The organism is Pseudonocardia asaccharolytica DSM 44247 = NBRC 16224 (assembly GCF_000423625.1).
GTDB classification, from domain to species: domain Bacteria; phylum Actinomycetota; class Actinomycetes; order Mycobacteriales; family Pseudonocardiaceae; genus Pseudonocardia; species Pseudonocardia asaccharolytica.
Map to the genome: position 1 here is coordinate 131,190 of NZ_AUII01000002.1, position 21,418 is coordinate 152,607.

The window sequence follows — 21,418 nt, forward strand, 5'->3', positions numbered from 1 at the left end:
GGAAGGTCGAGAGTGTCGATCGCGATCGCGCTGCGCGCGTACCGGGTCGCAGCCTGGGTCACCGGTGTCGGGCTGCTGCTGCTGACGTTCTATGCGATCCCGGCGAAGTACCTCTTCGGTGATCCGCGCCCGGTGGCGGTGATCGGCATGCTGCACGGCTTTCTCTACATGATCTATATCGTGTGCACCCTGTTGCTCGCCGAGCGCTGCCGGTGGAAGCCGGTCCGTGCGCTGGTCGTGCTGCTCGCCGGGACGATCCCGATCGCGTCCTTCGTCGCCGAGCGCAAGGTCACCCGGCAGATCAAGGAGACCGCCCTCGCCACGATGGGCTAGGGGTTCAGGCCGGGTTGGGTGTCGGGCAGGCCAAGGCCGCGGAACGGGCAGCCCACCAGCAGCCCGAACTGCCGCCGCAGCTGTTCGACGGTGGTGGCCGCCTGCGGCCACGCGATCCGAACGTCGTGATCATCCGTTGGGGTTTCCACCCGCAGCCGCAGCCCGCAACGGTCCATCCCGAGCGGTCGGACCTGCGCGCCCTGGATGGACCGCAGCGCGGGTGGCAGATGCCGGGCCAGCGCCACGAACGCCTCGGGATGGGCCTCCTCCAGGTGGCGGAGCCAACGCCGCTCCAGCTGGCAGAACGGGTCGGGCTGCGCCGCGGCGAGCTCGACGGGCGCGAGCGCCGCGCTGCCCTCGGCGTCGGAGAGCACGGCGGAGTTGGGGTCGAGTCGCACGAGCGTTGCCCCATGCCCCAGATCCAGCAGTCGAGGGTGCGGGTGGACCTCGGCAATGCAGACCGCGGTCCGGCGGGCGGTCTCCGGGTCCGGGATGCGCAGCCAGCCGCTGATCCACAGCAGTCCGCGCACGGGCTGGCGCAGCTCGACCGGTGCGCGGTCGGTGACCTCGAGCATCACCGGGAGCTCGCCGCGGGCGGCGCGGCGGATCTGCTCCAGGAGCGGGGCGTTGTCGTCGAGCAGCAGCGTCGCGGAGCCGTCGGCCGCCACATGGTGGACGGCCACGGCGACGGGTTCGGGGGTGCTGGTGCCGACGAACGCGACGCTGTCGCTGCGGGTTGCGAGGCTGCGGGCGCGCTCGGCGGCCGTGGGTGCCGGCGGGCGTCGGATCCGGGTGTTGCCCAACGATTCACCTCCGAAATTAGGTGAGGCTAACTTAACCTCCGGATCAAGGCCCTGTCCAGGACGGATCCGTCCCGCCTCACCCGATGTGAGATGAATGTGAGCGACGGGTTAGCGTCTCGTTCCGTGACGACGGTGCCATCGGGAGGTTCAGCCGGGCCCTGGTCGATCCCTCCGCTGTTCGCCGACCTGGTCGACGACATCAGCCTGCTGCTGCCTCGGATGCTCGCCCCGGGGGTCGATGCGGTGGTCGCGCGCTATCTCTCGGCCCGGGACGGTCGCTACGGCGGCATGATCGGCCAGCTGGTGTGCCCGGTCTCGCGGCTGTCCGCGCTGGTCACCGAGCTGGCCCGGTTGGCGCCGAACCGTCCTGTCGACCTTTCGCTCGTCGTCGACACCGGGCTCGGGGCCGTGCCCAAGGCGCTGTCCATGGTGCTGTCCCGGTCCGGCCTGCTGACCCCGCGCACCGTCGAGACGGCCGCGCCGCCCGACGTCGATGCGGTCTGGCTCGAGCGGGTCTCGGAGTTCGTCCCCGAGGACGTGCTGCCGGTGATCGAGCCGCGGCGGCCGCTGAGCGGCAACCCCGCCGAGATCGACGCCTGGCTCGATGCCGTGCGCCGGGTGGCCGAGAACGGCTGTGCCCCCAAGCTGCGCTGCGGTGGGCCTCGCCCGTCCGACGTTCCGAGCGACGCGGAGGTGGCACGCTTCATCGAGGTCGTGGTCGAGGCCGGCTGCGGGTTCACGGTGCTCGGCGTGAACCAGGTCGTGCGTCCGGCAGCGGAGGACGGCGCCCAGCACGGAATGCTCAACCTGCTCGTCACGGTGGCGAGGGCCCTGCACGCGGGCGATATCGCCACCGCCCTGCGCTGCACCGACGGCGAGGTGCTGGCCCGAGAGCTCGCGGGCCTGTCCGAGCGGGCGGTCCTGGACGTGCGCGGCCTCCTCTCGCGGTGCGGCGCCGATCCGGAGCCGGCACCCGCCGACGCCTTCGCCGGGCTCGGCCTGCTCGCCTGACGTACCGACTGCAGGTCGGGTCCGCGGCCCCGGCTAGAGTCGCAGGATGTGAGCCGACTGGCGTTTCTCGGTCCGCACGGGACCTTCACCGAGCAGGCGCTGCGGTCGCTTCCCGAGTCACGCGGCGCCGAGCTGGTGCCGTGCGCCGGCAACCCCGCGGTACTGGCGGCCATCCGCGAGGGCCGGGCCGACGCCGGATGTGTGCCCATCGAGAACAGCGTCGAGGGCGCCGTGCCCCCGGTACTCGATGGGCTGGTCGAGGACCCGCCGCTGGTGATCGTGCGAGAGGCGCTGCTCGCCGTTCGGTTCGCGCTGCTCGTGCGACCGGGGACGACCGTCGCCGGCATCCGCACCGTCGCCTCACATCCGCACGGCATCGCGCAAACCCGTGGCTGGATCGCCCGCACGTTCCCCGACGCCGAGATCCTGCTCTCGACCTCGACGTCGGAGGCCGCGGCGCAGGTGGCCCGCGGCGAGATCGACGCCGCCGTCTCCGCGCCGGTCGCCGCCGCGCAACACGGCCTCGAGGTGTTCGCCGACGACATCGCCGACAACCCTGGCGCCGTCACCCGGTTCGTGCTGGTGGCCCCGCCAGGCCCGCCACCGCCGCCCACCGGGCACGATCGCACGACGCTCGCCGCCACCACCGAGAACCGGCCGGGCTCGCTGCTCGGGTTGCTGACCGAGCTCGCGGTGCGCGGCATCGACATGACCAGGATCGAGTCGCGCCCGATCAAGGACCGACACGCGGAGTACTGGTTCCACCTCGACTGCAGCGGGCACGTTGCCGAGCCCGCCATGGGGGAGGCCCTCGCCGGGCTGCATCGGCGCTGCGACGAGGTGCGCTTCCTCGGTTCCTACCCGCGCGCGGTGGGTTCGGCGGGTCCGGCGGCGGGATCGGGCGCGCCCGCGGTCCCGCTCAGCGTGGCAGGCAAGTCGGAGTTCGCCGCGGCCGAGGCATGGCTGGCGGCGGTGCGGACCGGAGGGTGTGGATGAGGGACGAGCAGGATGCGGGGATCGATGGCCTGCGACTGGTGCTGGTGCGACATGGCCAGACCGACGCCAACGTGCGCCGCGAGCTGGACACCGTCCCGCCCGGTTCGCCGCTCAACGCGTTGGGGCTGCGGCAGGCCGTTTCGGTCGCCGAGGTGCTCGCGGGCTGGCCGGTGCGGGCGGTCTACGCCTCGCGCGCCATCCGGGCCCAGCAGACCGCGGCACCGGTGGCCGCGACGCACCGGCTCGGTGTGACCGTCCTCGACGGGGTGCACGAGGTGCTGGTCGGCGAGCTGGAAGGACGTTCGGACCTGCCGGCCCGCACCGCCTTCGACGAGGTCTACGACGCCTGGTGGGGCGGTGACCTGGATCGGCGGCTGCCCGGGGGGGAGTCGGCCCTCGACCTGCGGGCCCGGTTCCTGCCCGCGGTCGATCGGATCGTCGCGCGCAGCAACGGGGAGCGGGGCGCGGTGGTGCTGGTCAGCCACGGTGCCGCGATCCGGCTCGCGGCCGCGGCGCTGCTCGGCGAGCTGGCCGAGACGCAGTACGTGCCGAACACCGGACGGGTCGTGCTGGCCCACGACCCGGGCGCGCCGACCGGCTGGAGCCTGTCGCACTGGGACAGCGGGCCGCCGCTGATCGGCGACGTCACCGCGGGCGCCGCCCCGGCCTGAGCCCGTCCAGAACGTTATGGAGCCATAACGCGCTTCCCGCCCAAGCCAGCACCGCGTTATGGAGCCATAACGTGGTCGGGGTCCGCCTGCCCAGCGCGTTATGGAGCCATGACGTGGTCGGGAGCGGGGTGTCTCAGCCCCAGCCGAGGCGGTGCAGGGTCTGCTCGTCGATGCCGAAGTGGTGCGCCACCTCATGCACCACGGTGATCGCGACCTCCTCGACCACCGTGTCCTCATCGAGGCAGATGTCCAGGATCGCGTCCTGGTAGATCGTGATCCGATCCGGCAGGACGCCGCCGTAGGAACTCGTGCGCTCGGTGAGCGCGATGCCCTCGTAGAGCCCGAGCAGACCGGGATCGTGCTCGTTGCGGTCCGCGACGAGCACGACCACGTTGTCCATCGCCGCGGTGAGCTCGGCCGGGATCGTGTCCAGCGCGTCGGACACCAGCTCCTCGAACCGGTGGCGCGTCATCCAGATCCCCATCCGCGGAGTCTCGCCGATCTCAGGCGGTTCCGCCCGCAGGCACCTCGGTGACCGGTGGGACCGGAACCGGGAGCACCGACGTGGCGGGCGGGTCGGACGGTTCCGGTGACGCCGGCGGGGTGGACGGGTCGACGGGCGCCGGGTTCGGCTCGGGCGTGGGCTCGATCGGCGCCGGGGCACCGGGCTGCGGGGTGTTCGTCGCGGGCGGCGCCGGTTCCTCGCCGACCGTCACATCGCCCTTGACCGGGCCGGTGACCGGAGCGAAGCCGCTGCGGTCGGGCAGCAGCGCGGCCAGGTTGCAGTTGACGCGGCGGGTGCCGGCGTTCCAGGACTCCTCGGTGAGGTTGTCCCAGTAGACGGTCAGCTTCTTCTCGCTGATCACGTCGGGGCCGCCGGCGTACTGGCCCGCGATCCGGGTGCACGCGGGCTGCAGGAAGGCGTCCTGGTCGGCGACGGCCGGGAAGGCGTCGGGGAATTTCTCGGAGAGGTCGATGACGCCGACGGTCTCCACCGCGTGTGGCCCGGCGCAGGAGACCGGATCCCCGATCGTGCGCCCGTCGATGGCCAGGCAGGTGCCCGGCTCGTACACCGCGGACTGGTCCTGCTCGGCCACCTTCCCGGTGATCGGGTACAGCGCGCCGGAACGCGACGCGCTCTGCAACCCGCACCGCAGCCCGCGGTCGCCCTCGGCCCATTTGCTGGGTGCCGGCTTCAGCGCGCCGACCCGGAAGCGGCCGTCCGGGTCGAACTTGCCGTCGAGGTAGGTCAGCACGACCGGGGTGCACCGCTCGTTCACGAGCTGACGCCAGCCGCCCGTGTCGGGCAGCGTGGTCAGGTCGACCAGCTGCACGGATCCGGCCTGCTCGAACAGGTGCGGCTGGGCGCAGTCGACCACCGTGGTGTCCGCGGCGTCGGCCCGGCTCCAGTTCAGGCAGGTTCCGGGCGTGGCGGGGGGCGGCGGGATCTCGGCTAGCTTCTCCGCCTCCGTCGGCTCGGGTACCGGTAGGGCGGCGAACGAGCCGAGGACGGGCACTGTCGTATTGCCGAACCGGTCCAGCGTGGCGACGCTGAGCATGATCAATGCTCCGGTCAGGACGCCGATGACGATTCGACGGGCGGGGTGGAAGGGGGTACGTCGCGGGCCGCCGGGCGCCGTGGGGGAGCCCAGCGCCTGCGGGCCGTCACCGGGGGAGCGGCGGGAGGCAGCTGGGGGGCGCTGCCTCTCCGGCGCGGTGAAGAGGTTGGCCATGACGGTTGTCATCATGCCGTTACCTCGAACGAGTGCCTCCGGTGGTCGCGGATCAGGCGGCCATCGGTCGCTGAGGTGCTGCGAGCGACCTCGATGACGCCGTGCGGGCTCGGGCTGTAGCGTGCGCCACGGGGGTGAACGATGAGCGAGAACGACGAACGCAACCGTCCGGGCGGCGAGCTGCCGCCCGACGGGTCATCCGAGCCTGCCGCCGGTTCGTCACCGGGTTCGCCCGACCGTACCGGCCGGATGCGCTTCCAGGACGAGACCACCGTGCCCCGCGAACCCACGCTGGCCGAGCGCCGGGCCCGCCAGCAGGCCGCCCGCCGCGAGCGGGAGGAGGCGGCCGCGAAGCTCGCGGCGCAGGAGGCGAGCGGGAAGAGGCGCAAGCGCATCCTCATCGGCGCCGGGGTGACGGTCGGCGTGGTCGCCCTCATCGCCGTCGGCTACTCCGTGGTGAACGCGGGCGAATCGGTCGAGGCGCGCTGCGTCGACCAGGCCGGCATCGTCGTCGACGAGAGCAACTGCGTGACGCCTGCGTCGAACACCACCTACCACTCCGGCGGCGGCTTCTACCCGATCTTCATCGGCACCGGCGGCCGCCAGTACCACTACAACTACGGGGGTAGCGGCAGCATCGGGCAGCCGGTCAGCGGCGGCAGCACCGCGCAGCCGAGGAACGCGACGGTGAAGACACCGTCCGGAAAGACGATCTCGCGCGGGGGTCTCGGGGTCTCCAGCGGCGGATCGAAGAGCGGATCGTAGATGCGTCGTGAGACCGGGGCCCCGCGTCCGGACTGGGAGAAGCGGGTCGCCGAGCAGGGCATGGTGTTCGGGACGCCGGGGCGCGGCGCGGGCGGTGCGGCCCGCCCGTACTGGGACGAGTCGGTGCACTACGTCTTCGAGATGGACGAGGTGCTCTCCCTCGAGGCCGACGTGGAGTTGCTGCACTCGATGTGCCTCGAGGCCGTCGACCACGTCGTGACCACCGAGCGGTTCCGCGACTTCGCGCTGCCCGAGTGGTCGTGGCAGAAGATCGCGGACTCGTGGAAGCGCCATGACCCGCACATCTACGGGCGTTTCGACCTGCGCTACGACGGCGGCGGCCCGGCGAAGCTGCTGGAGTACAACGCCGACACCCCGACCACGCTGCTGGAGGCGTCGATCCTGCAGTGGCACTGGCTCAAGGACATCCATCCCGACGACGACCAGTGGAACTCCCTGCACGAGAAGCTCGTCGAGCGCTGGGGGGAGGTCTCCGATGGGCTGCCCAGCTCCGAGGTGTATTTCACCTGGTCGGGCTCGGACGCCTCGGGGGAGGACCACCTGACCGTCGGCTACCTGCAGGAGACGGCCGCCGAGGCCGGCCTCGACACGGTCGGGCTGGCGATCGAGGACATCGGCTGGGACGCCGCGCTCGACCGGTTCGTCGATCTCGAGGAAGCCCCGATGTCGGCGGTGTTCAAGCTCTACCCCTGGGAGTGGGTGCTCACCGACGAGTTCGGCAAGCATGTGGTGCGCAGCCTGCCCGAGACGCTGTGGCTCGAGCCGCTGTGGAAGGCGCTGCTGTCGAACAAGGCGCTGCTCGCGGTGCTGTGGGAGATGTACCCCGGCCACCCCAACCTGCTGCCCGCCTACCTCGACAACCCCGGGCTGCTCACCGAGTACGTCCGCAAGCCGCGGCTGGGGCGGGAGGGCGCCAACATCTCGATCGTCTCGCCGGGCAGCGAGGTCGCGACCGGCGGCGTGTACGGCGAGGAAGGCTACGTCTACCAGCTGTTCGACCCGTTGCCGGAGTTCGACGGGTTCCGGCCCGCGCTGGGTGCCTGGATCGTCGGGGACATCTCGGCCGGGCTGGGCATCCGCGAGACGGTGGGACTGGTGACCGACGACGGTGCGGCGTTCGTCCCGCACCGCATTCCCAACTCCTGACGCTCCCCATTTCTGGAGGATCACCGTGACGACCCTGCTGGCCCTCGCGCCGGGGTACTTCGCCAACGTCGGCCGCGGCGTGGGCGCGATCCTGCTGTACGCGCTGATCGGGCTGCTGCTGATGCTGCTCGGCTTCTACGCCATCGACCTCACGACCCCTGGCAAGCTCAACCGCATGGTCCGGGCCGGACTGCCCAATTCCGTCATCGTGACCGCGGCCGGCATGGTGAGCATGGCGTTCATCGTGGTGATCGCCATCTGGGGCGCCTCGGGTGATCTCGCCGAGGGCCTGCTCTCGGCCCTGATCTTCGGCCTCGTCGGCATCGTTGCGCAGGTGGCGGCGGTCCGGCTGCTGGAGTGGGTGACGGGTATCGACATCGGTTCGGCGCTCGCCGCACCCGACGTCAAGCCGCAGGTCTTCGTCGTCGCGGCGGCGCATCTGGCGCTGGGCCTCGTCGTCGCCGTCGCCATCCTCTGACTCCGGGAGTCGGGGTATTTCCGCGACCGAGTCGCCGGGTTTCCGCGAATCCGCCTGCTCAATCCGCCGCCGCGCGCACCCGCTCGGCCAGCTTCTTGTCGGGCGCGACCCGGACCAGCGCCGCGGCGGCGCGGCCCGCCACTCTGTCGACCACGTATCCTGGTGACATGATCGACGGACGGCGTTAGGAGTGCAGGCACCTCGGTTGGTGGCCACGGACGTGGACGGCACGCTGCTCGACAACGACGAGCGGGTCAGTGTGCGGGCCGCGGCAGTGGTGGGCAGGCTGACGGCGGCCGGGGTGGGGTTCGTGCTGGTCACGGGGCGTCCACCGCGGTGGATCCCGCCGGTTGTCCAGCAGCTCGGGGTGGCCCGCCTCGCGGTCTGCGCGAACGGCGCGGTGCTCTACGACGCCGTCGAGGACCGGGTGCTCTGGGCCCGTCAGATCGCGCCGGAAACCCTCATCGATCTCGCCGCCGCGGCCGCGGAGGCGCTGCCCGGATGCGGGCTCGCGGTCGAGCGGGTGGGCACCGGCGCATTCGACGACGCGGCGGCGCAGTTCGTCGCCGAACCCGACTACCGGCACGCCTGGCCCAACCCGGACAACGCCAGCGTCTCCCGCTCGGAGCTGCTGGCCCGCCCCGCGGTCAAGCTGCTGATCCGGGCGCCGGAGATGACGAGCGGCGAGATGGTCGCGGCGTTGCGCCCGCTGGTCGGCGACGCGGTCGACCTCACGTTCTCCAACCCCCGGGGGCTGGTCGAGGCTTCCCCGCCGGGGATCACCAAGGCGACCGGGCTGGCCGAGGTCGCGCAGGGGACCGGGGTCGACACCGACGGGGTCATCGCGTTCGGCGATATGCCCAACGATCTGGAGATGCTGCGCTGGGCCGGGCACGGGGTGGCGATGGGCAACGCCCACCCGACGCTGTTCGACGTCGCCGACGAGGTGACCGCGTCGAACGTCGACGACGGGCTCGCGCTCGTTCTGGAGCGCTGGTTCTGACAGATCGTCTCCGGAGGGCTCGGGACGTCGGCGCCGAGCGTGATCCGCCCCCGCGTAGCATCGCCCGACGGAAACCACCGCCGACCCGCGCCCGCAGCTCGACAGCGCAGGTGCACAGGAGGCCCCACACCGTGGCCGAGCCCGCCGTCCGAAATGGCCTCGCAGCCCCGGCCCCGTCCGGGCACCCGATCTCCCCGACACCGGTCCCCGCCCCGCCATTCCTGCCCGAATCCGACCGCACCCTGGAGGTCCGGGCGCTCAACGCCGTCCAGGACGCGGCCGCGCGGCCGCCGCTCGTGCGTGTCGCGCGCGGAATGTCGCTGTTCGGCGAGCATGCGGGGGGTTGGCTGGCGATCGGGCTGCTCGGTGCGGCCGTCGACCGCTCCCGCCGCCGGGACTGGCTCATCGCCGCCGCCGGGGTCGCCGCGGCGCACGGCGCGTCGATCGCGGTCAAACGCGTCGTCCGCCGGCCCCGGCCGCAGGACCCGTCGGTGCGGGTGCTCGTCGGCACGCCCAGCAGGCTGAGCTTCCCGTCCGCGCACACGACGTCCACCACGGCGGCGGCGGTCCTGTACGGCAGGTTGCTGGGCCGCCCGCTCGTCCCCGCGCTGGTGCCCCCGATGGCGCTGTCGCGGCTGGTCCTCGGCGTGCACTACCCCAGCGACGTGGTCGTCGGCTCGGTCCTCGGCGCGATCGTCGCCCTCGGCTCGCGCCGGCTCGGCCGACGCCGGGGGGTGTCGCGATGACCAGCACGGACGCGGCTTCGGTGGAGGCACCGGTGCGCAGCGCCGCCGGGGTGGTCGGCGGCGTGCTCAAGACGATGCGCCCGCGGCAATGGGTGAAGAACGTCCTGGTGCTGGCCGCGCCGTTCACGGCCGGTGACCTGTTCAGCGGCGACATCGCGGTCAACCTCGTGATCGCCTTCGCCGCGTTCTCGCTCGCCGCGTCCGGGGTGTATCTCGTCAACGACGCGAACGACGTCGAGGCCGACCGCGCGCATCCGACCAAGCGCAACCGGCCGATCGCCGCCGGCATCGTGCCCGCGCGGCTGGCCATCGTCGTCGCGGTGGTGCTGTTCCTCGGTGCGCTGGCGCTGAGCCTGCTCGCGTCGATACCGCTGCTGATCACAGTGGCCGTGTACATCGCGGTGCAGCTGGCGTACTGCTTCTGGCTCAAGCATCAGCCGGTGCTCGACATCTGCATCGTCGCGTCCGGCTTCCTGCTACGCGCGATCGCCGGGGGCGCGGCGGCGGCCATCCCGCTGTCGCAGTGGTTCCTGCTCGTGGCCGGGTTCGGCTCGCTGTTCATGGTGGCCGGCAAGCGCTACGCCGAGATGATGCTCGTCGAGCGGACCGGCGCGAAGATCCGCAAGTCGCTGGAGGGCTACTCGGCGTCCTACCTGCGGTTCGTGTGGGCGCTCTCGGCCACCGTGCTGATCACGACCTACAGCCTGTGGGCGTTCGAGATCCGCGAGGTCCACCACAGCTCGGTGTGGTCGGTGGTCTCGATCGTGCCCTTCGTCATCGCGGTGCTGCGGTACTCCGTCGACGTCGACGGCGGTAACGGCGGGCAGCCCGAGGAGATCGCCCTGGCCGACCGGGTGCTGCAGGTGCTGGCCGCGGTGTGGATCGGCACGCTGGTGCTGGCGATCTACACGTGACGATGGGTCTTCGGGTATGAGCGATACCGTCCGCGGCCGGAAGGGCATCGGACTTTCCCGACACCTTTCGTCTCGGCGGACTGGTACCGCCACCCACCTTGCCCTGGGCCTGGTGACGGTCGGCCTGGCGGGCTACGCCTTCGTCGTCGTCGTCGGGCACACGTTTCCGACCCCGCCGTACGCTGCGGAGGTCGGCGCGCTGACCTCGGTGTACTTCCTGATCAATATCATCGGGCCCGGCGTCTTCTTCGCTGTCGAACAGGAGACGAGCCGGGCTGTCACCGCCGCCCGCAGCGAGGGCGGGTCGATCCGAGAGGTCGCCGCACGGACCGGCCGGATCGCCGCTGCCGTCACCGTCGTGGTCGCGGCGTTGCTGCTGTTGTTGTGGCCGCCGGTGCTGAGCCGCGTGCTCGCCGGGCAAGCCGGCCTTCTGCTCGCCGTGGTGGTCGCCGCGGCGGGCGCTGCGGTCATGTACTGGGTCCGTGGCCTCCTCAGCGGGCAGAAGAGGCTACGACCGTACGCGCTGACCCTCTATCTCGAGGGTGCCGCGCGGCTGCTCCCGGGTGTCGTCCTGCTGGCCTTCGCCGTGCGACAACCGACCTGGTACGCCCTCGCCTTCGCGCTGGGCGCACTGGTCGCGGGTCTGGCGCTGGCACCGGCCCTGAGGCTCGACCCGGGTTCGTCGGCTCGATCCCATGTGGCCCGCGCGGGCCGCTCGGTGGCCATGCTCGTCGCAGCGGGACTGTTGATGCAGGCCATGGCCAACCTCGGGCCTGTGGTGGTGACGTTCCGCATGCCGGACGCCCTGGCCGCCAGCGTGTTCGCGCTCATGTTCGTCGCCGCACGGGTGCCGCTCTTCCTCTTCTCACCGGTTCAGGCGCTCCTCGTCCCTGCGCTCGCTCGCGCGGTGGCGGCCCGGCGACCGGACCTGCTCAAGCGCCATCTGCTCCGCGCACTCGCCGTGCTGGCCGCGCTCGGCGCCGTCGGTGTCCTTATCGCCGCGATGCTCGGTCCATGGGCGGTGCAGGTGCTGTTCAACGCGGCTGAGCGCCCGCCCGCGCTGCACGTTGCGCTCCTTGCCGCCGCCACGATCTGCATGATGGCTGCGTTGACCTTCCAGGCTGCCCTCGTGGCCCTGGACGCTCAGCGGACCGTCATCGTCTCGTGGGTCGTGGGCTCGGTCGCCTTCCTCTCCGTGCTCCTCGTCTCGTCGGATCCCATCGGCGGCGCCCTGGCGGCGCAACTCCTCGGACCGGCGGTCGTGACGATCTGGGCGGCCCTGGGCACCGTGAGGGCAGTCGGCCGGATCCGGAGCGCGCCGACGCCGTGAGCGGGTCCGGACCGGTCGGGCTGACGCGGCGGGCGCGGCTACCCTCGTCTCATCAGCCCCGACGACCGGAGAACCGAATGCCAATTCCGCGAGGCGTCGACGACGTATGGCTCGTCGTGCCCGTCTTCAACGAGCAGGCAGTGATCGGGTCGGTCATCGAGGAGATCCTGCGCACCTATCCCAACGTGGTCTGCGTGGACGACGGGAGTTCGGACGGTTCGGCCGAGGCCATCGCATCGACCGGCGCACACCTGGTGCGGCACCCGATCAATCTCGGCCAGGGGGCTGCGCTGCAGACGGGCCTGACCTACGCGTGTGCCCGTCCGGGCGCGCAGTACTTCGTCACCTTCGACGCGGACGGTCAGCACCGGGTGGAGGACGCACTCAACATGGTCGCCAAGGCTCGCTCCGGTGAGGCCGACGTGGTGCTCGGTTCCCGGTTTCTCGAGAGCGCGGCGACCGTGCCCGCGCTGAAACGGTTCGTGCTCAGATGCATCGCCGCGCTGAGCCCCGCGGCGCGGCGGCTGAACCTCACCGACGCACACAATGGCCTACGGGTCTTCACGCGGCCCGTCGTGGAGGAGTTCCGCATCAGTATGAACCGTATGGCGCACGCATCTGAGATCGTCTCCTACCTCTCGCGCTCTTCATGGCGCGTGGCGGAGATGCCGGTGTCCGTCCTCTACACCGACTATTCGATGAGTAAGGGCCAGTCGCTCGTGAACGGGGTGAACGTCCTGTTCGATCTGTCGGTGCGGCAACGGGGAGCGTGAAGCCGTGCTCATCCAGATCCTCCTGCTGATCGTGATCTCCGGGTTACTCGTCGTCTTCGTCCGGAGCCGTCACGGCGTCCGGATGCAGGCCGGCAAGCGCATCGGCCTGGTGCTGTTCGCGCTGGTGAACTTCTATGCCATCCTCCGGCCTGACGACCTGACGGCCGTCGCGAACTGGTTCGGGGTTGGGCGTGGCACGGACCTGCTGCTCTACGCGCTCGTCGTGGTGTTCCTGCTTGCGATGCTCAACACCTACCTGCGGTTCCAGGGCGTGGAGCGTCAGCTCACCGAGCTGGCCCGCACGCTCGCAGTCCGCGAAGCCGAGATCGTCAACCGTGACCGTGGGCTGCTCTCCGCGTCCGACCCGGTCGTCACGGCGGTGACCTCGGGCCAGCCCGAGCACCCCTCTGCGAGGGATTCGTGAGCATCCACTTCGTGATCCCGTATTACGGTGACCCCGGGTATCTGATCGACGCGGTCGACAGCGTCCGCAAACAGACTGTCTCCGACTGGGAACTCACCGTCGTGGACGATGGCTACCCCGGCAGGGTCGTCGCCGACCACCTGGTATCGCTCGGCGACAGCCGCATCGAGTACCTCCGCAACTCCGAACGACTGGGACCGAACGGAAACACGTACAAGTGTTCCCGGCTGGGCCGCCGCGAGTTGCTCTGCACCATGAACGCCGACGATCTGCTGGAGCCGAAATACGTCGAGATCGTCTCCGGCCACTTCCGGGACCAGTCAGTGGTAGCGGTGCAACCGGGTGTGACGGTGGTCGACGAGAACGGTGGTGTCGGTGACAGCCTGGCGGACCGGGTGAAGCGGGTCATCAGCGCCCGGCCCCGCTCGCGGGGAACCATCGAAGGGGAGGCGGGTGTGCGCAGTCTGCTGGCGGGTAACTGGTTGTACACGCCGTCGTTGACCTATCGAGCCGCGGCTGTGGTGGATATTCCCTTCCACGAGGGCATCGATGCGATCCACGATCTCGCGTTCGTGGTCGATCTCCTGCTCGGTGGCGGCAGGATCGCGATCGACCCGGCGCCGGCCTTCCGGTATCGGCGCCACGGCGCGAGCGACTCGTCGACGCGTGCCCGCGACGGCAGACGATACGACCAGGAGCAGCGGTACTTCCGGGAGATCGCATTGCAGCTACGTCTCCGCGGCTGGGCGCGGGCCGCCCGAGCGGCCGACCTGCACGTCTTCTCCCGGCTCCACGCGCTGAAGGTGGCGGTCGAAATGGCAACGGCAGGTGACCTGTCCGGCGCCCGGGCGATGGTCGGCCGGATGCTGAGCTAGCGCCTCGCACCTCAAGCAGATCACGCGACATCAGCCACGCACACCCGACCGCGAAGGAACCTGATGATCTACCGCCTCTTGGGTGCGTCACGTGGGGCGATCTCGCCTTCGTGGAGCGCGGCCGGGACGCCTGAACCGACCCGATCCTGGCCGTGCCCGGGGTGTGGTCATCGGTGACGTGGTTGCTCACCGGAGGGGCCGGCTATATCGGCGGGCACGTGCTGCGTGCCCTACAGGCCGGGGGCCGACAGGTCGTCGTTCTCGACGACCTGTCCACCGGTCTGCGGGAGCGGGTTTCCTGCGTGCCTCTCGTCGAGGCGAGCCTCCTCGAGGGAGAAGACGTCCTGGCTGCGGCCATGGCCCGACATGGGGTGACCGGGATTGTTCATCTCGCGGCCAAGAAGGCGGTCGCGGAGTCGGTCGAGCGACCCCTTTACTACTTCGAGCAGAATGTCACCGGCACCGTGGCGCTCCTGCGGGCCGCGGTTCGGGCCGGTGTACATAACCTGCTCTACTCCTCCAGCGCTGCGGTCTACGGTGCGAGCGAGGCTGGGCTGTTGAGCGAGGACCATCCCACGGTTCCGACCAGTCCTTATGGGGAGAGCAAGCTCGCCGCCGAGTGGCTGGTGCGGCGCACCGCCGAAGCGCACGGGATGGCCTGGACGGCGCTGCGCTACTTCAACGTTGCGGGCGCCGCGGATGCCATGCTGGCGGATCGGGGGGTGTCGAACTTGCTGCCGATCGTCCTGCGTAACGTCGAGCTGGGACGGGTGACCGAGGTGTTCGGCGGCGACTGGCCGACGCGGGATGGGTCGTGTGTGCGCGACTACGTGCACGTGGAGGACCTCGCCGACGCACACCGGGCGGCGGTTGACGGGCTGGAGAGCGGGCTGTTGCGGGCCGGGGTGTTCAATGTCGGCCGGGGTACCGGGGTGAGCGTGCTCGAGATGCTCGCCGAGGTCGAGCGGGTGGTTGACAGGCCGGTGCCCCATTGCGTGGTCGGGCGCAGACCGGGCGATCCGGCGTCGGTCGTCGCGGACGTCTCCCGGATCGAGTCCGACTTGGGATGGAAGGCCCGTTTCGGCGTGGAGGACATCGTGGCCAGCGCTTGGGATGCATGGTGGTCCGGCGCCGCGGGCTGATCCGGCGGAGGGCACCCCATCGACCCTCCGTCCGGTCTAGGCGGGTCGACGTGCCAACACCGCCTGCTGGCGGTAGCGAGGGATCGGGACACTTGTGGCGCGCAGGCCCTCGAGGCGCTGGGTTGTCTGCGGCGGGATTCGCAGCATCCGACGGACCAGTCGCTCGCCCGCTGCGAGCGGGAAGACGATCTTGGTAACGTCCTCGTCGAGGATCTCCAGGCCGGCTGACCGGAGAACCTCGTTCACCGCCGCGGCCGACCGATACTCGCGCACATGTGTGGGATCGAGCACCCAGCCCGCCTGGGGATTCCGGCGGAAGTACCACGCCCCTGGGAGCTTGACCGGCGTCTCGACGTAAACCAGTCCACCCGGCTTCGCCATATCGCGCAACGTGCGGGCGTACGCGCGGTCGTCCGGAGCGTGTTCGATCACGTGAGTGGAGATGACGAGGTCGAACGAGCCGGGTGGGAAGGGTACGGCCGCGCCCTCGTCGAGGGCGACATGATGACCGCGGTTGCGCGCAGCCTCGGCGCGAGTCGGGCTCACCTCGAACCCGGACAGCTCCCAGCTGTGGCTGAAGGCGTCGCGGAGCAGGGTCAGCAACGCTCCCTCACCGCAGCCCATGTCGAGCGCGGATCCCGACGACCCGGCCATGGCCTGCTGTAGCAGCGGGGGTACCGCGTCCTTGTCGTCGAGCTGGGGGTAGGTCTGCGCGTACTGATCCCAGTCCATGCAGCAGGAGCGTAGCGGCCGGGTCAGACACCACCGTCAGGGATCACATGGCTACGCACAGCGACCGAGGTCAGTGCACGACCTCGCGCTATCCGCTCGTCAACATCATGGCGTTCCTCAGGAGTCAGTCGCCCGAGGAGCCGGCCGCGACGTCCGACTTGATCCGGTAGATCACCACGTCGGAGTTGTGGTACACGCGCTCCAGCCAGGCCGCGTCGTCCAGCCCCACGAGCCCGGGCTGGCGGTGCGCCTCCGGGCGCAGAAAGCTCTCGCTGAGGATGACGTAGCGGATCCCGAGCTGACCGACGACAGCGCGCACGGCCGGATCGTGGGGATACTGGTTGAACCGCTCAGCCAGCAGCGTGGCCTCCGGCCCCACCTTCGCAGCGTTGTAATGCCCGGCCACGGGATGCAGCCCGGTCAACGCGTACATCCATGCCGTCCCGTCGCCGCGGTCGTTGAGCACCCGCGCTCCGGGTCTGGCCATGTCGGCAAGCACGTGCAGGCCGACCACCTCGTCGGGGGTGAGCGCGGGCCCGGGCGCGAAACTGACGGCCATTCGGGTTGTGTTGCGGTTGAGGTACAACCCCCCGGTGAGGACCGCGAACACCGTGAGCACGCTGACGGCAACGGTTGCGTGCCCCGCGATCGCGAGCCGCCTCGGCGGGCCGGATCGGTCGCGGCGTCGCATCCGCCCGGCGGCCGTGACGATCCAACGTTGGGTTTCGGCCAGCCCGTGCCCGGCGACGACGGCCAGCGCGATCGCGGCCGGTCCGATCAGGCGCCATCGGTCGTTCCACCAGAACCGGGTGATCGAGTTTGCCCATGGCGCGTCGGAGGACGCGGCGACGAGGAACAGCATGCCGAACGCCGCCGCCACCGCGCCGATCCAGCGCAGATCGCCCAGCCTGCGGTAGGCCAGCAGCCCGGCGAGGACGGCGACGACGATCCACACCTGCGGCGTGGCCGCGGCGTGGCTGAACGTGAGGAACTCGCCCAGCGCCGCTTTCGGCGGGAGGTCGGCCGGCCAGTCCATGGCGTCGAGATCCCCGGCGCTGCCCAACCCGGCGGTCAGTTGCATCGTCGTCAACACGGCCGCGGCGATCCCGGCCAGGATGACCAGCGGGGCATCGGACACGACCAGTCGCGGCCGAATCCACCAGCGCTGCAGGAACGCCGGGGCGCCGAACAGGACGGCGCCGAACAGGGACGCCGGTTGGAGGCAGACGAGGCCGGCCAGCCCGACGGCCACCAGCCCGCCGCACCGGACGCGGTCCCTGACGCTGGTCGCGTCGACGAGATCGAAGAGCATGACGACGACGAGCGGCGTCAGCGCCACAGCCGTTGCGTAGGGCAGCAGCGGCCCGCGCCACAGCATGTCGTACAGCGCGCTGAGCCCGACCACGACGATCGCGGTGCCTCCCGCGAGCACCGCCCGCCCACCCAACCGGCGGATCAACACGACCAGCGCGAGCGCCGTCAGACCCGGGATGAGCAGCGTGTGGGCGTTCAGGACGGCGGGGATCGACGCCCCGGTGAGCTGGTACACCACGGCGCCGAGCAGGTGGTACGCGTTCGGGTAGAAGACCGCGGTGCCCGGCTCGAACCAGTTCACTGTCGACATGCCGTAGAGGCTGCTGTCGCCGGTGTCGCTGAGGTAGCGGATGCCGTTGGCGTGGAAGAGTGCGTCCCAGTCCTGCGGGACGGCGGCCAGGTCGCTCATCGCGCGGGCGATCACGGCGCCACCCACCATGGCCGCCAGAGTGAGCACCCCGGCCACCCCGAGATGGGCGGCGGTCGACCAGCCCGCCGCGTCAGAACTCCGAGATCGCGGCCTCCGCAACGCCAGCCCGGCGGCCGCGAGTACGAGCACCGCGGTTCCGGTGAGATAGGTCGTGGCCGACCATGGCACTCCGGCCAGCGCGGCCAGCGGCCCCACAACACCCGCCACGCCGTACGTGACGAGCGGGGCGACCCCGATGAGCGTCCAGCCGCGGGCGCGGAGCGCGTGCGCCAGCGCGAGCCCGGGCGTCCACAGCACCACCAGGTACACGAACACGACCCACGCACCGTGCGCGAGCTGCGCTGAGACCACGAGACCACCAGACGTCCGGACATGAGGAACTTCGGCCGGAGCATAGCGAGCGGGCGGGCCCCACCCCCCGACTCGCCGCCGCTACCCTCGGGTGTCGTGACGTATGCAGCTTTGGATCTGGTCGTGGTCGGGTCCGGCTTCTTCGGGCTGACGATCGCCGAGCGCGCCGCCACCGAGCTGGACAAGAAGGTCCTGGTGCTCGACCGGCGCCCGCATATCGGCGGCAACGCCTACTCCGAGGCCGAACCAGAGACCGGGATCGAGATCCACCGTTATGGTGCGCACCTGTTCCACACCTCGAACAAACGCGTGTGGGACTACGTCAACCGGTTCACCGCGTTCACCGGCTACCAGCACCGGGTGTTCGCGAAGTACCAGGGCCAGGTCTACACGTTCCCGATGAACCTGGCGCTGATCAACCAGTTCTTCGGCCGGTCGCACACCCCGGACGAGGCCAGGGCGCTGATCCGCGAGCAGGCCAGCGAGATCGCCACCGCCGACGCGCAGAACCTCGAGGAGAAGGCGATCTCGCTGATCGGTCGCCCGCTCTACGAGGCGTTCGTCAAGGGCTACACGGCCAAGCAGTGGCAGACCGACCCGAGGGAGCTCGGCGCGTCGATCATCGCCCGGCTCCCGGTCCGCTACACGTTCGACAACCGCTACTTCAACGACACCTACGAGGGCCTGCCGGTCGACGGTTACACCGCCTGGCTGGAGCGGATGGCCGACCACCCGAACATCGAGGTCCGGCTCTCGACCGACTACTTCGACGTCCGCGAGGAGCTGCCCGCCGCGATCCCGACCGTCTACACCGGGCCGCTGGACCGCTATTTCGACTACGCCGAGGGCGAGCTGGGCTGGCGCACCCTGGACTTCGAGCAGGAAGTGCTGCGCGACACCGGCGATTTCCAGGGAACGTCGGTAATGAACTACAACGACATCGAGGTCCCGTTCACCCGGATTCACGAGTTCCGGCATTTCCATCCGGAACGGGACTATCCGATGGACAAAACAGTCATCGTGCGGGAGTACTCGCGCTTCGCCAACTCCGGTGACGAGCCGTACTACCCGATCAACACCGCCGAGGACCGCGCGAAGCTCGAACGTTACCGGGAGCGCGCCCGCAAGGAGACCGCTACGCAGAACGTGCTGTTCGGCGGCCGTCTCGGCACATACAAATACCTTGATATGCATATGGCCATCGGGTCGGCGCTGACGATGTTCGACAACCGCATCCTCCCGTTCTTCACCGAGGGCCGGCCGCTGTCCGGGACCGAGTCGGCCGACGATTGAGCGCCCACCGCCACTACGCTCGGCCGTCGTGCGCCCACCACGATCCGGGGGCGCGCAACCCGATACCACTGATTTGCGACCCATGAGGACCGAGGCACCCCACCCGATGACCGACGTCGCCACCGAGACCGCCCGTTCCGCGTCAAGCCCGCGGCCGGATCTCGAACAGCCGCCCGCCCAGGTGCACAGCCTGCTGCAGCGGGTGATCCTGCCCCGCCCGAGCGACCCGGTGCGGGTGCGCGCCCTCTACGTCGACGAGCGGACCGCCACCCGGCTCGCGCCCACCGAACCGGAGCCCGGCGAGCTGGCGGACCCGATGACGCTGACGGTCTCGACGGCGAACGGCAGGCGGCTGCGCGTCACCTCGCGCACGACGGCCGTCGTGCCCGCGCAGAGCGAGGTGTCCTTCGGCGCCTATTTCAACGGCTTCGCGGCCGGCTACTGGCGGCGCTGGTCGATCCTCACCGAGGTGCGCCTGCGGCTGTCGCTGGAGGGCGCCGGACGGGTCGACGTGTACCGCACCAAGGCCGACGGCTCGCAGATCTACGTCTGCGGCGGACTGCTCGCCGAACCCGACCGGCACGAGGTCGACCTGGGCCTCGACCTGCACCCGTTCGAGGACGGCGGCTGGTACTGGTTCGATCTCACCACCGACGACCACGGGCTCGTCGTGCACGAGGGCGGCTGGTACGCCGCGCAGGAGGCGCCGGGCCGGGCCGCGGTGACCGTCGGGATGCCGACGTTCAACCGGCCCGCCGACTGCGTCGCCACGCTCGCCGCGATCGGCTCGGACCCGGCCGTCCTCGATGTGGTGACCGCGGTGATCCTGCCCGACCAGGGCACCCAGAAGGTCCGCGACGCCGACGGCTATGCGCAGGCCGCGGCTCGGCTCGGTGGCCGGCTGCGGATCATCGACCAGCCCAACCTCGGCGGCTCCGGCGGCTACGCCCGGATCATGTACGAGGCCCTGTACGGCTCGGACGGGGCGGGCATCGACTGCGAGCAGATCCTGTTCATGGACGACGACATCCTGCTCGAGCCGGACTCGATCCTGCGGGCCGTCGCGTTCTCCCGGTTCGCCCGCGAGCCGATGCTCGTCGGCGGGCAGATGCTGTCGTTGCAGGTCCGCTCGCAGCTGTCCACGATGGGTGAGGTCGTCGACCGCAACACGTTCCTGTGGCGCAACGCCCCCCAGACCCATCCGCATCACGACTTCGCCGACCAGACCCTGCGCCAGACGCCCTGGCTGCACCGCCGCGTCGACGTCGACTACAACGCCTGGTGGATGTGCCTGATCCCGCGAATGGTCGCCGAGGATCTCGGGCTGCCCCTGCCGCTGTTCATCAAATGGGACGACGCCGAGTACGGGCTGCGCGCCCGGTCCCGCGGCTATCGCACGGCCACCGTGCCGGGCATCGGGATCTGGCACATGTCGTTCATGGAGAAGGACGACACCAGCGACTGGCAGGCCTACTTCCACTACCGCAACCGGTTCGTCGCGGCGGCGCTGCACGGCCCCGAGGACCCGAAGGCGCTGCTGCGCGACACGCTCAAGCGCACGCTGCGGCATCTGCTGCTGATGGAGTATTCGGCGGTGGCGCTGCAGGAGATGGCGCTGCGCGACTTCCTGGCCGGCCCGGAGGCGCTGTTCCCGAAGCTGCCGGTGGTGCTGGGGGAGATCCGGGCCAAGCGCGCCGAGTACGACGACGGCTGTCCGCTCGACTCCGCCACCGAGGTCCCGCTCTCGCATCTCGACGAGATGGCCGCGCAGATGTTCCCCGAACCCCCGGTCGGCAAGGTGGCGATCGCGAAGGGGCTGGTCAAGGGTGTGCTGCACAATCTGCGCCCATCCGATCCGGCGGACCAGGTCGTGCCGCAGCGCAACGTGTCGTCGCGGCAGGCGCAGTGGTTCGTGCTGTCCCGGCTCGACTCGGCCACGGTGACCACTCCGGACGGCCGCGGCGTCACCTTCCGGCGCCGCGACCGGCAGCTGTTCACCGCGCAGCTGCGCCGGTCGATGGCGCAGCTGCGGGAGATCGGTAAGGCCTGGCCCGAGCTGCGTCGCCGCTACCGGGAGGCCCAGCCGGAGCTGACCGGCCGCGAGGGCTGGCGGCAGATCTTCCAGCGCTGACGC

The 21,418-nt window shown here is 70.6% G+C and carries 22 protein-coding genes; 17 read left to right on the forward strand and 5 right to left on the reverse strand.

Features of this window, described 5'->3' with window-relative positions:
- The first annotated feature begins 12 nt into the window (after positions 1 to 12).
- Positions 13 to 333 carry a DUF3817 domain-containing protein gene (locus tag G567_RS0102725; RefSeq protein WP_028928757.1) on the forward strand — a complete coding sequence of 107 codons (321 nt, stop codon included), beginning with the start codon at positions 13 to 15 and terminating at the stop codon, positions 331 to 333.
- Here G567_RS0102725 and G567_RS0102730 read toward each other — a convergent pair.
- Positions 330 to 1,136 carry a DUF2470 domain-containing protein gene (locus tag G567_RS0102730; RefSeq protein WP_028928758.1) on the reverse strand — a complete coding sequence of 269 codons (807 nt, stop codon included), beginning with the start codon at positions 1,134 to 1,136 and terminating at the stop codon, positions 330 to 332. The genes G567_RS0102725 and G567_RS0102730 overlap by 4 nt on opposite strands.
- Positions 1,137 to 1,259: 123 nt before the next feature.
- Between G567_RS0102730 and G567_RS26435 the strand changes: the two genes are divergently transcribed.
- From G567_RS26435 to G567_RS26440, 3 genes are read left to right on the forward strand one after another with little or no spacing between them, the layout of a single operon-like run.
- Complete coding sequence (locus G567_RS26435) at positions 1,260 to 2,147, forward strand: hypothetical protein (protein ID WP_245585512.1); 888 nt, start codon at positions 1,260 to 1,262, stop codon at positions 2,145 to 2,147.
- Positions 2,148 to 2,195: 48 nt separating this feature from the next.
- The gene (pheA, locus tag G567_RS0102740) at positions 2,196 to 3,143 is read left to right on the forward strand and encodes a prephenate dehydratase (RefSeq protein ID WP_028928759.1); all 948 of its coding nucleotides are present in this window, start codon (positions 2,196 to 2,198) and stop codon (positions 3,141 to 3,143) included.
- Positions 3,140 to 3,814 carry a histidine phosphatase family protein gene (locus G567_RS26440; RefSeq protein WP_084795781.1) on the forward strand — a complete coding sequence of 225 codons (675 nt, stop codon included), beginning with the start codon at positions 3,140 to 3,142 and terminating at the stop codon, positions 3,812 to 3,814. The genes pheA and G567_RS26440 overlap by 4 nt, the downstream gene beginning before the upstream one ends.
- A gap of 133 nt (positions 3,815 to 3,947) precedes the next feature.
- On the opposite strand, the gene G567_RS0102750 is transcribed toward G567_RS26440, so the two are convergent.
- Both G567_RS0102750 and G567_RS26445 read right to left on the reverse strand, forming a co-directional pair.
- On the reverse strand, positions 3,948 to 4,298 hold the full coding sequence (locus tag G567_RS0102750) for a metallopeptidase family protein (protein WP_028928760.1): 351 nt from the start codon (positions 4,296 to 4,298) through the stop codon (positions 3,948 to 3,950).
- 19 nt (positions 4,299 to 4,317) lie between these two features.
- On the reverse strand, positions 4,318 to 5,562 hold the full coding sequence (locus G567_RS26445) for a septum formation family protein (RefSeq protein ID WP_084795783.1): 1,245 nt from the start codon (positions 5,560 to 5,562) through the stop codon (positions 4,318 to 4,320).
- A 126-nt stretch (positions 5,563 to 5,688) separates the two neighbouring features.
- Here G567_RS26445 and G567_RS0102760 point away from each other — a divergent pair, with 126 nt between their 5' ends.
- The 11 genes from G567_RS0102760 (at position 5,689) to galE (ending at position 15,164) form a co-directional block, all read left to right on the forward strand.
- On the forward strand, positions 5,689 to 6,312 hold the full coding sequence (locus G567_RS0102760) for a hypothetical protein (RefSeq protein WP_028928761.1): 624 nt from the start codon (positions 5,689 to 5,691) through the stop codon (positions 6,310 to 6,312).
- Positions 6,313 to 7,479 (forward strand): glutathionylspermidine synthase family protein, encoded by a 1,167-nt coding sequence (locus tag G567_RS0102765; RefSeq protein WP_028928762.1) that lies wholly within the window; start codon positions 6,313 to 6,315, stop codon positions 7,477 to 7,479.
- Positions 7,480 to 7,504: 25 nt separating this feature from the next.
- Positions 7,505 to 7,957, forward strand: coding sequence for a DUF350 domain-containing protein (locus G567_RS0102770; RefSeq protein WP_028928763.1), 453 nt, complete (start codon positions 7,505 to 7,507; stop codon positions 7,955 to 7,957).
- 190 nt (positions 7,958 to 8,147) lie between these two features.
- Entirely contained in the window at positions 8,148 to 8,960 is an 813-nt protein-coding gene (locus tag G567_RS0102780) for a Cof-type HAD-IIB family hydrolase (protein WP_028928764.1), read from the forward strand.
- Between the two features lie 221 nt (positions 8,961 to 9,181).
- Positions 9,182 to 9,706 (forward strand): phosphatase PAP2 family protein, encoded by a 525-nt coding sequence (locus tag G567_RS0102785; protein WP_037055706.1) that lies wholly within the window; start codon positions 9,182 to 9,184, stop codon positions 9,704 to 9,706.
- A complete protein-coding gene (locus tag G567_RS0102790) occupies positions 9,703 to 10,620 on the forward strand; it encodes a decaprenyl-phosphate phosphoribosyltransferase (protein ID WP_028928766.1) in 918 nt (305 codons plus the stop codon). Before G567_RS0102785 ends, G567_RS0102790 begins: the two co-directional genes overlap by 4 nt.
- Positions 10,621 to 10,732: 112 nt before the next feature.
- Positions 10,733 to 11,950, forward strand: a complete 1,218-nt coding sequence (locus G567_RS0102795) for a hypothetical protein (RefSeq protein ID WP_028928767.1) — start codon at positions 10,733 to 10,735, stop codon at positions 11,948 to 11,950.
- 116 nt (positions 11,951 to 12,066) lie between these two features.
- Positions 12,067 to 12,723: a glycosyltransferase family 2 protein gene (locus G567_RS0102800; protein WP_245585513.1), complete on the forward strand. Its 657-nt coding sequence runs from the start codon at positions 12,067 to 12,069 to the stop codon at positions 12,721 to 12,723.
- Positions 12,724 to 12,727: 4 nt separating this feature from the next.
- Positions 12,728 to 13,147 carry a DUF2304 domain-containing protein gene (locus G567_RS26450; RefSeq protein ID WP_051232144.1) on the forward strand — a complete coding sequence of 140 codons (420 nt, stop codon included), beginning with the start codon at positions 12,728 to 12,730 and terminating at the stop codon, positions 13,145 to 13,147.
- 11 nt (positions 13,148 to 13,158) lie between these two features.
- Entirely contained in the window at positions 13,159 to 14,022 is an 864-nt protein-coding gene (locus G567_RS0102810; protein ID WP_245585528.1) for a glycosyltransferase family 2 protein, read from the forward strand.
- 173 nt (positions 14,023 to 14,195) lie between these two features.
- A complete protein-coding gene (gene galE, locus G567_RS0102815) occupies positions 14,196 to 15,164 on the forward strand; it encodes a UDP-glucose 4-epimerase GalE (RefSeq protein ID WP_028928770.1) in 969 nt (322 codons plus the stop codon).
- A 36-nt stretch (positions 15,165 to 15,200) separates the two neighbouring features.
- On the opposite strand, the gene G567_RS0102820 is transcribed toward galE, so the two are convergent.
- Together G567_RS0102820 and G567_RS0102825 are read right to left on the reverse strand one after the other, a co-directional pair.
- Positions 15,201 to 15,896 carry a class I SAM-dependent methyltransferase gene (locus G567_RS0102820; protein WP_028928771.1) on the reverse strand — a complete coding sequence of 232 codons (696 nt, stop codon included), beginning with the start codon at positions 15,894 to 15,896 and terminating at the stop codon, positions 15,201 to 15,203.
- A gap of 124 nt (positions 15,897 to 16,020) precedes the next feature.
- Positions 16,021 to 17,991 carry a DUF6541 family protein gene (locus tag G567_RS0102825; RefSeq protein ID WP_051232147.1) on the reverse strand — a complete coding sequence of 657 codons (1,971 nt, stop codon included), beginning with the start codon at positions 17,989 to 17,991 and terminating at the stop codon, positions 16,021 to 16,023.
- A gap of 96 nt (positions 17,992 to 18,087) precedes the next feature.
- Between G567_RS0102825 and glf the strand changes: the two genes are divergently transcribed.
- The gene (glf, locus tag G567_RS0102830) at positions 18,088 to 19,284 is read left to right on the forward strand and encodes a UDP-galactopyranose mutase (RefSeq protein ID WP_028928773.1); all 1,197 of its coding nucleotides are present in this window, start codon (positions 18,088 to 18,090) and stop codon (positions 19,282 to 19,284) included.
- 82 nt (positions 19,285 to 19,366) lie between these two features.
- The gene (locus tag G567_RS0102835) at positions 19,367 to 21,415 is read left to right on the forward strand and encodes a glycosyltransferase (RefSeq protein ID WP_245585514.1); all 2,049 of its coding nucleotides are present in this window, start codon (positions 19,367 to 19,369) and stop codon (positions 21,413 to 21,415) included.
- The last annotated feature ends 3 nt before the right edge of the window (positions 21,416 to 21,418 follow it).

What these genes read in the sequence shown, in the direction of transcription:
- G567_RS26440 (WP_084795781.1), top strand. Translation starts at nt 3,140, where the DNA reads ATGAGGGACGAGCAGGATGCGGGGATCGATGGCCTGCGACTGGTGCTG.
- G567_RS0102750 (WP_028928760.1), bottom strand. Translation starts at nt 4,298, where the DNA reads ATGGGGATCTGGATGACGCGCCACCGGTTCGAGGAGCTGGTGTCCGAC.
- G567_RS26445 (WP_084795783.1), bottom strand. Translation starts at nt 5,562, where the DNA reads ATGATGACAACCGTCATGGCCAACCTCTTCACCGCGCCGGAGAGGCAG.
- G567_RS0102760 (WP_028928761.1), top strand. Translation starts at nt 5,689, where the DNA reads ATGAGCGAGAACGACGAACGCAACCGTCCGGGCGGCGAGCTGCCGCCC.
- G567_RS0102765 (WP_028928762.1), top strand. Translation starts at nt 6,313, where the DNA reads ATGCGTCGTGAGACCGGGGCCCCGCGTCCGGACTGGGAGAAGCGGGTC.
- G567_RS0102790 (WP_028928766.1), top strand. Translation starts at nt 9,703, where the DNA reads ATGACCAGCACGGACGCGGCTTCGGTGGAGGCACCGGTGCGCAGCGCC.
- G567_RS0102820 (WP_028928771.1), bottom strand. Translation starts at nt 15,896, where the DNA reads ATGGACTGGGATCAGTACGCGCAGACCTACCCCCAGCTCGACGACAAG.
- G567_RS0102835 (WP_245585514.1), top strand. Translation starts at nt 19,367, where the DNA reads ATGAGGACCGAGGCACCCCACCCGATGACCGACGTCGCCACCGAGACC.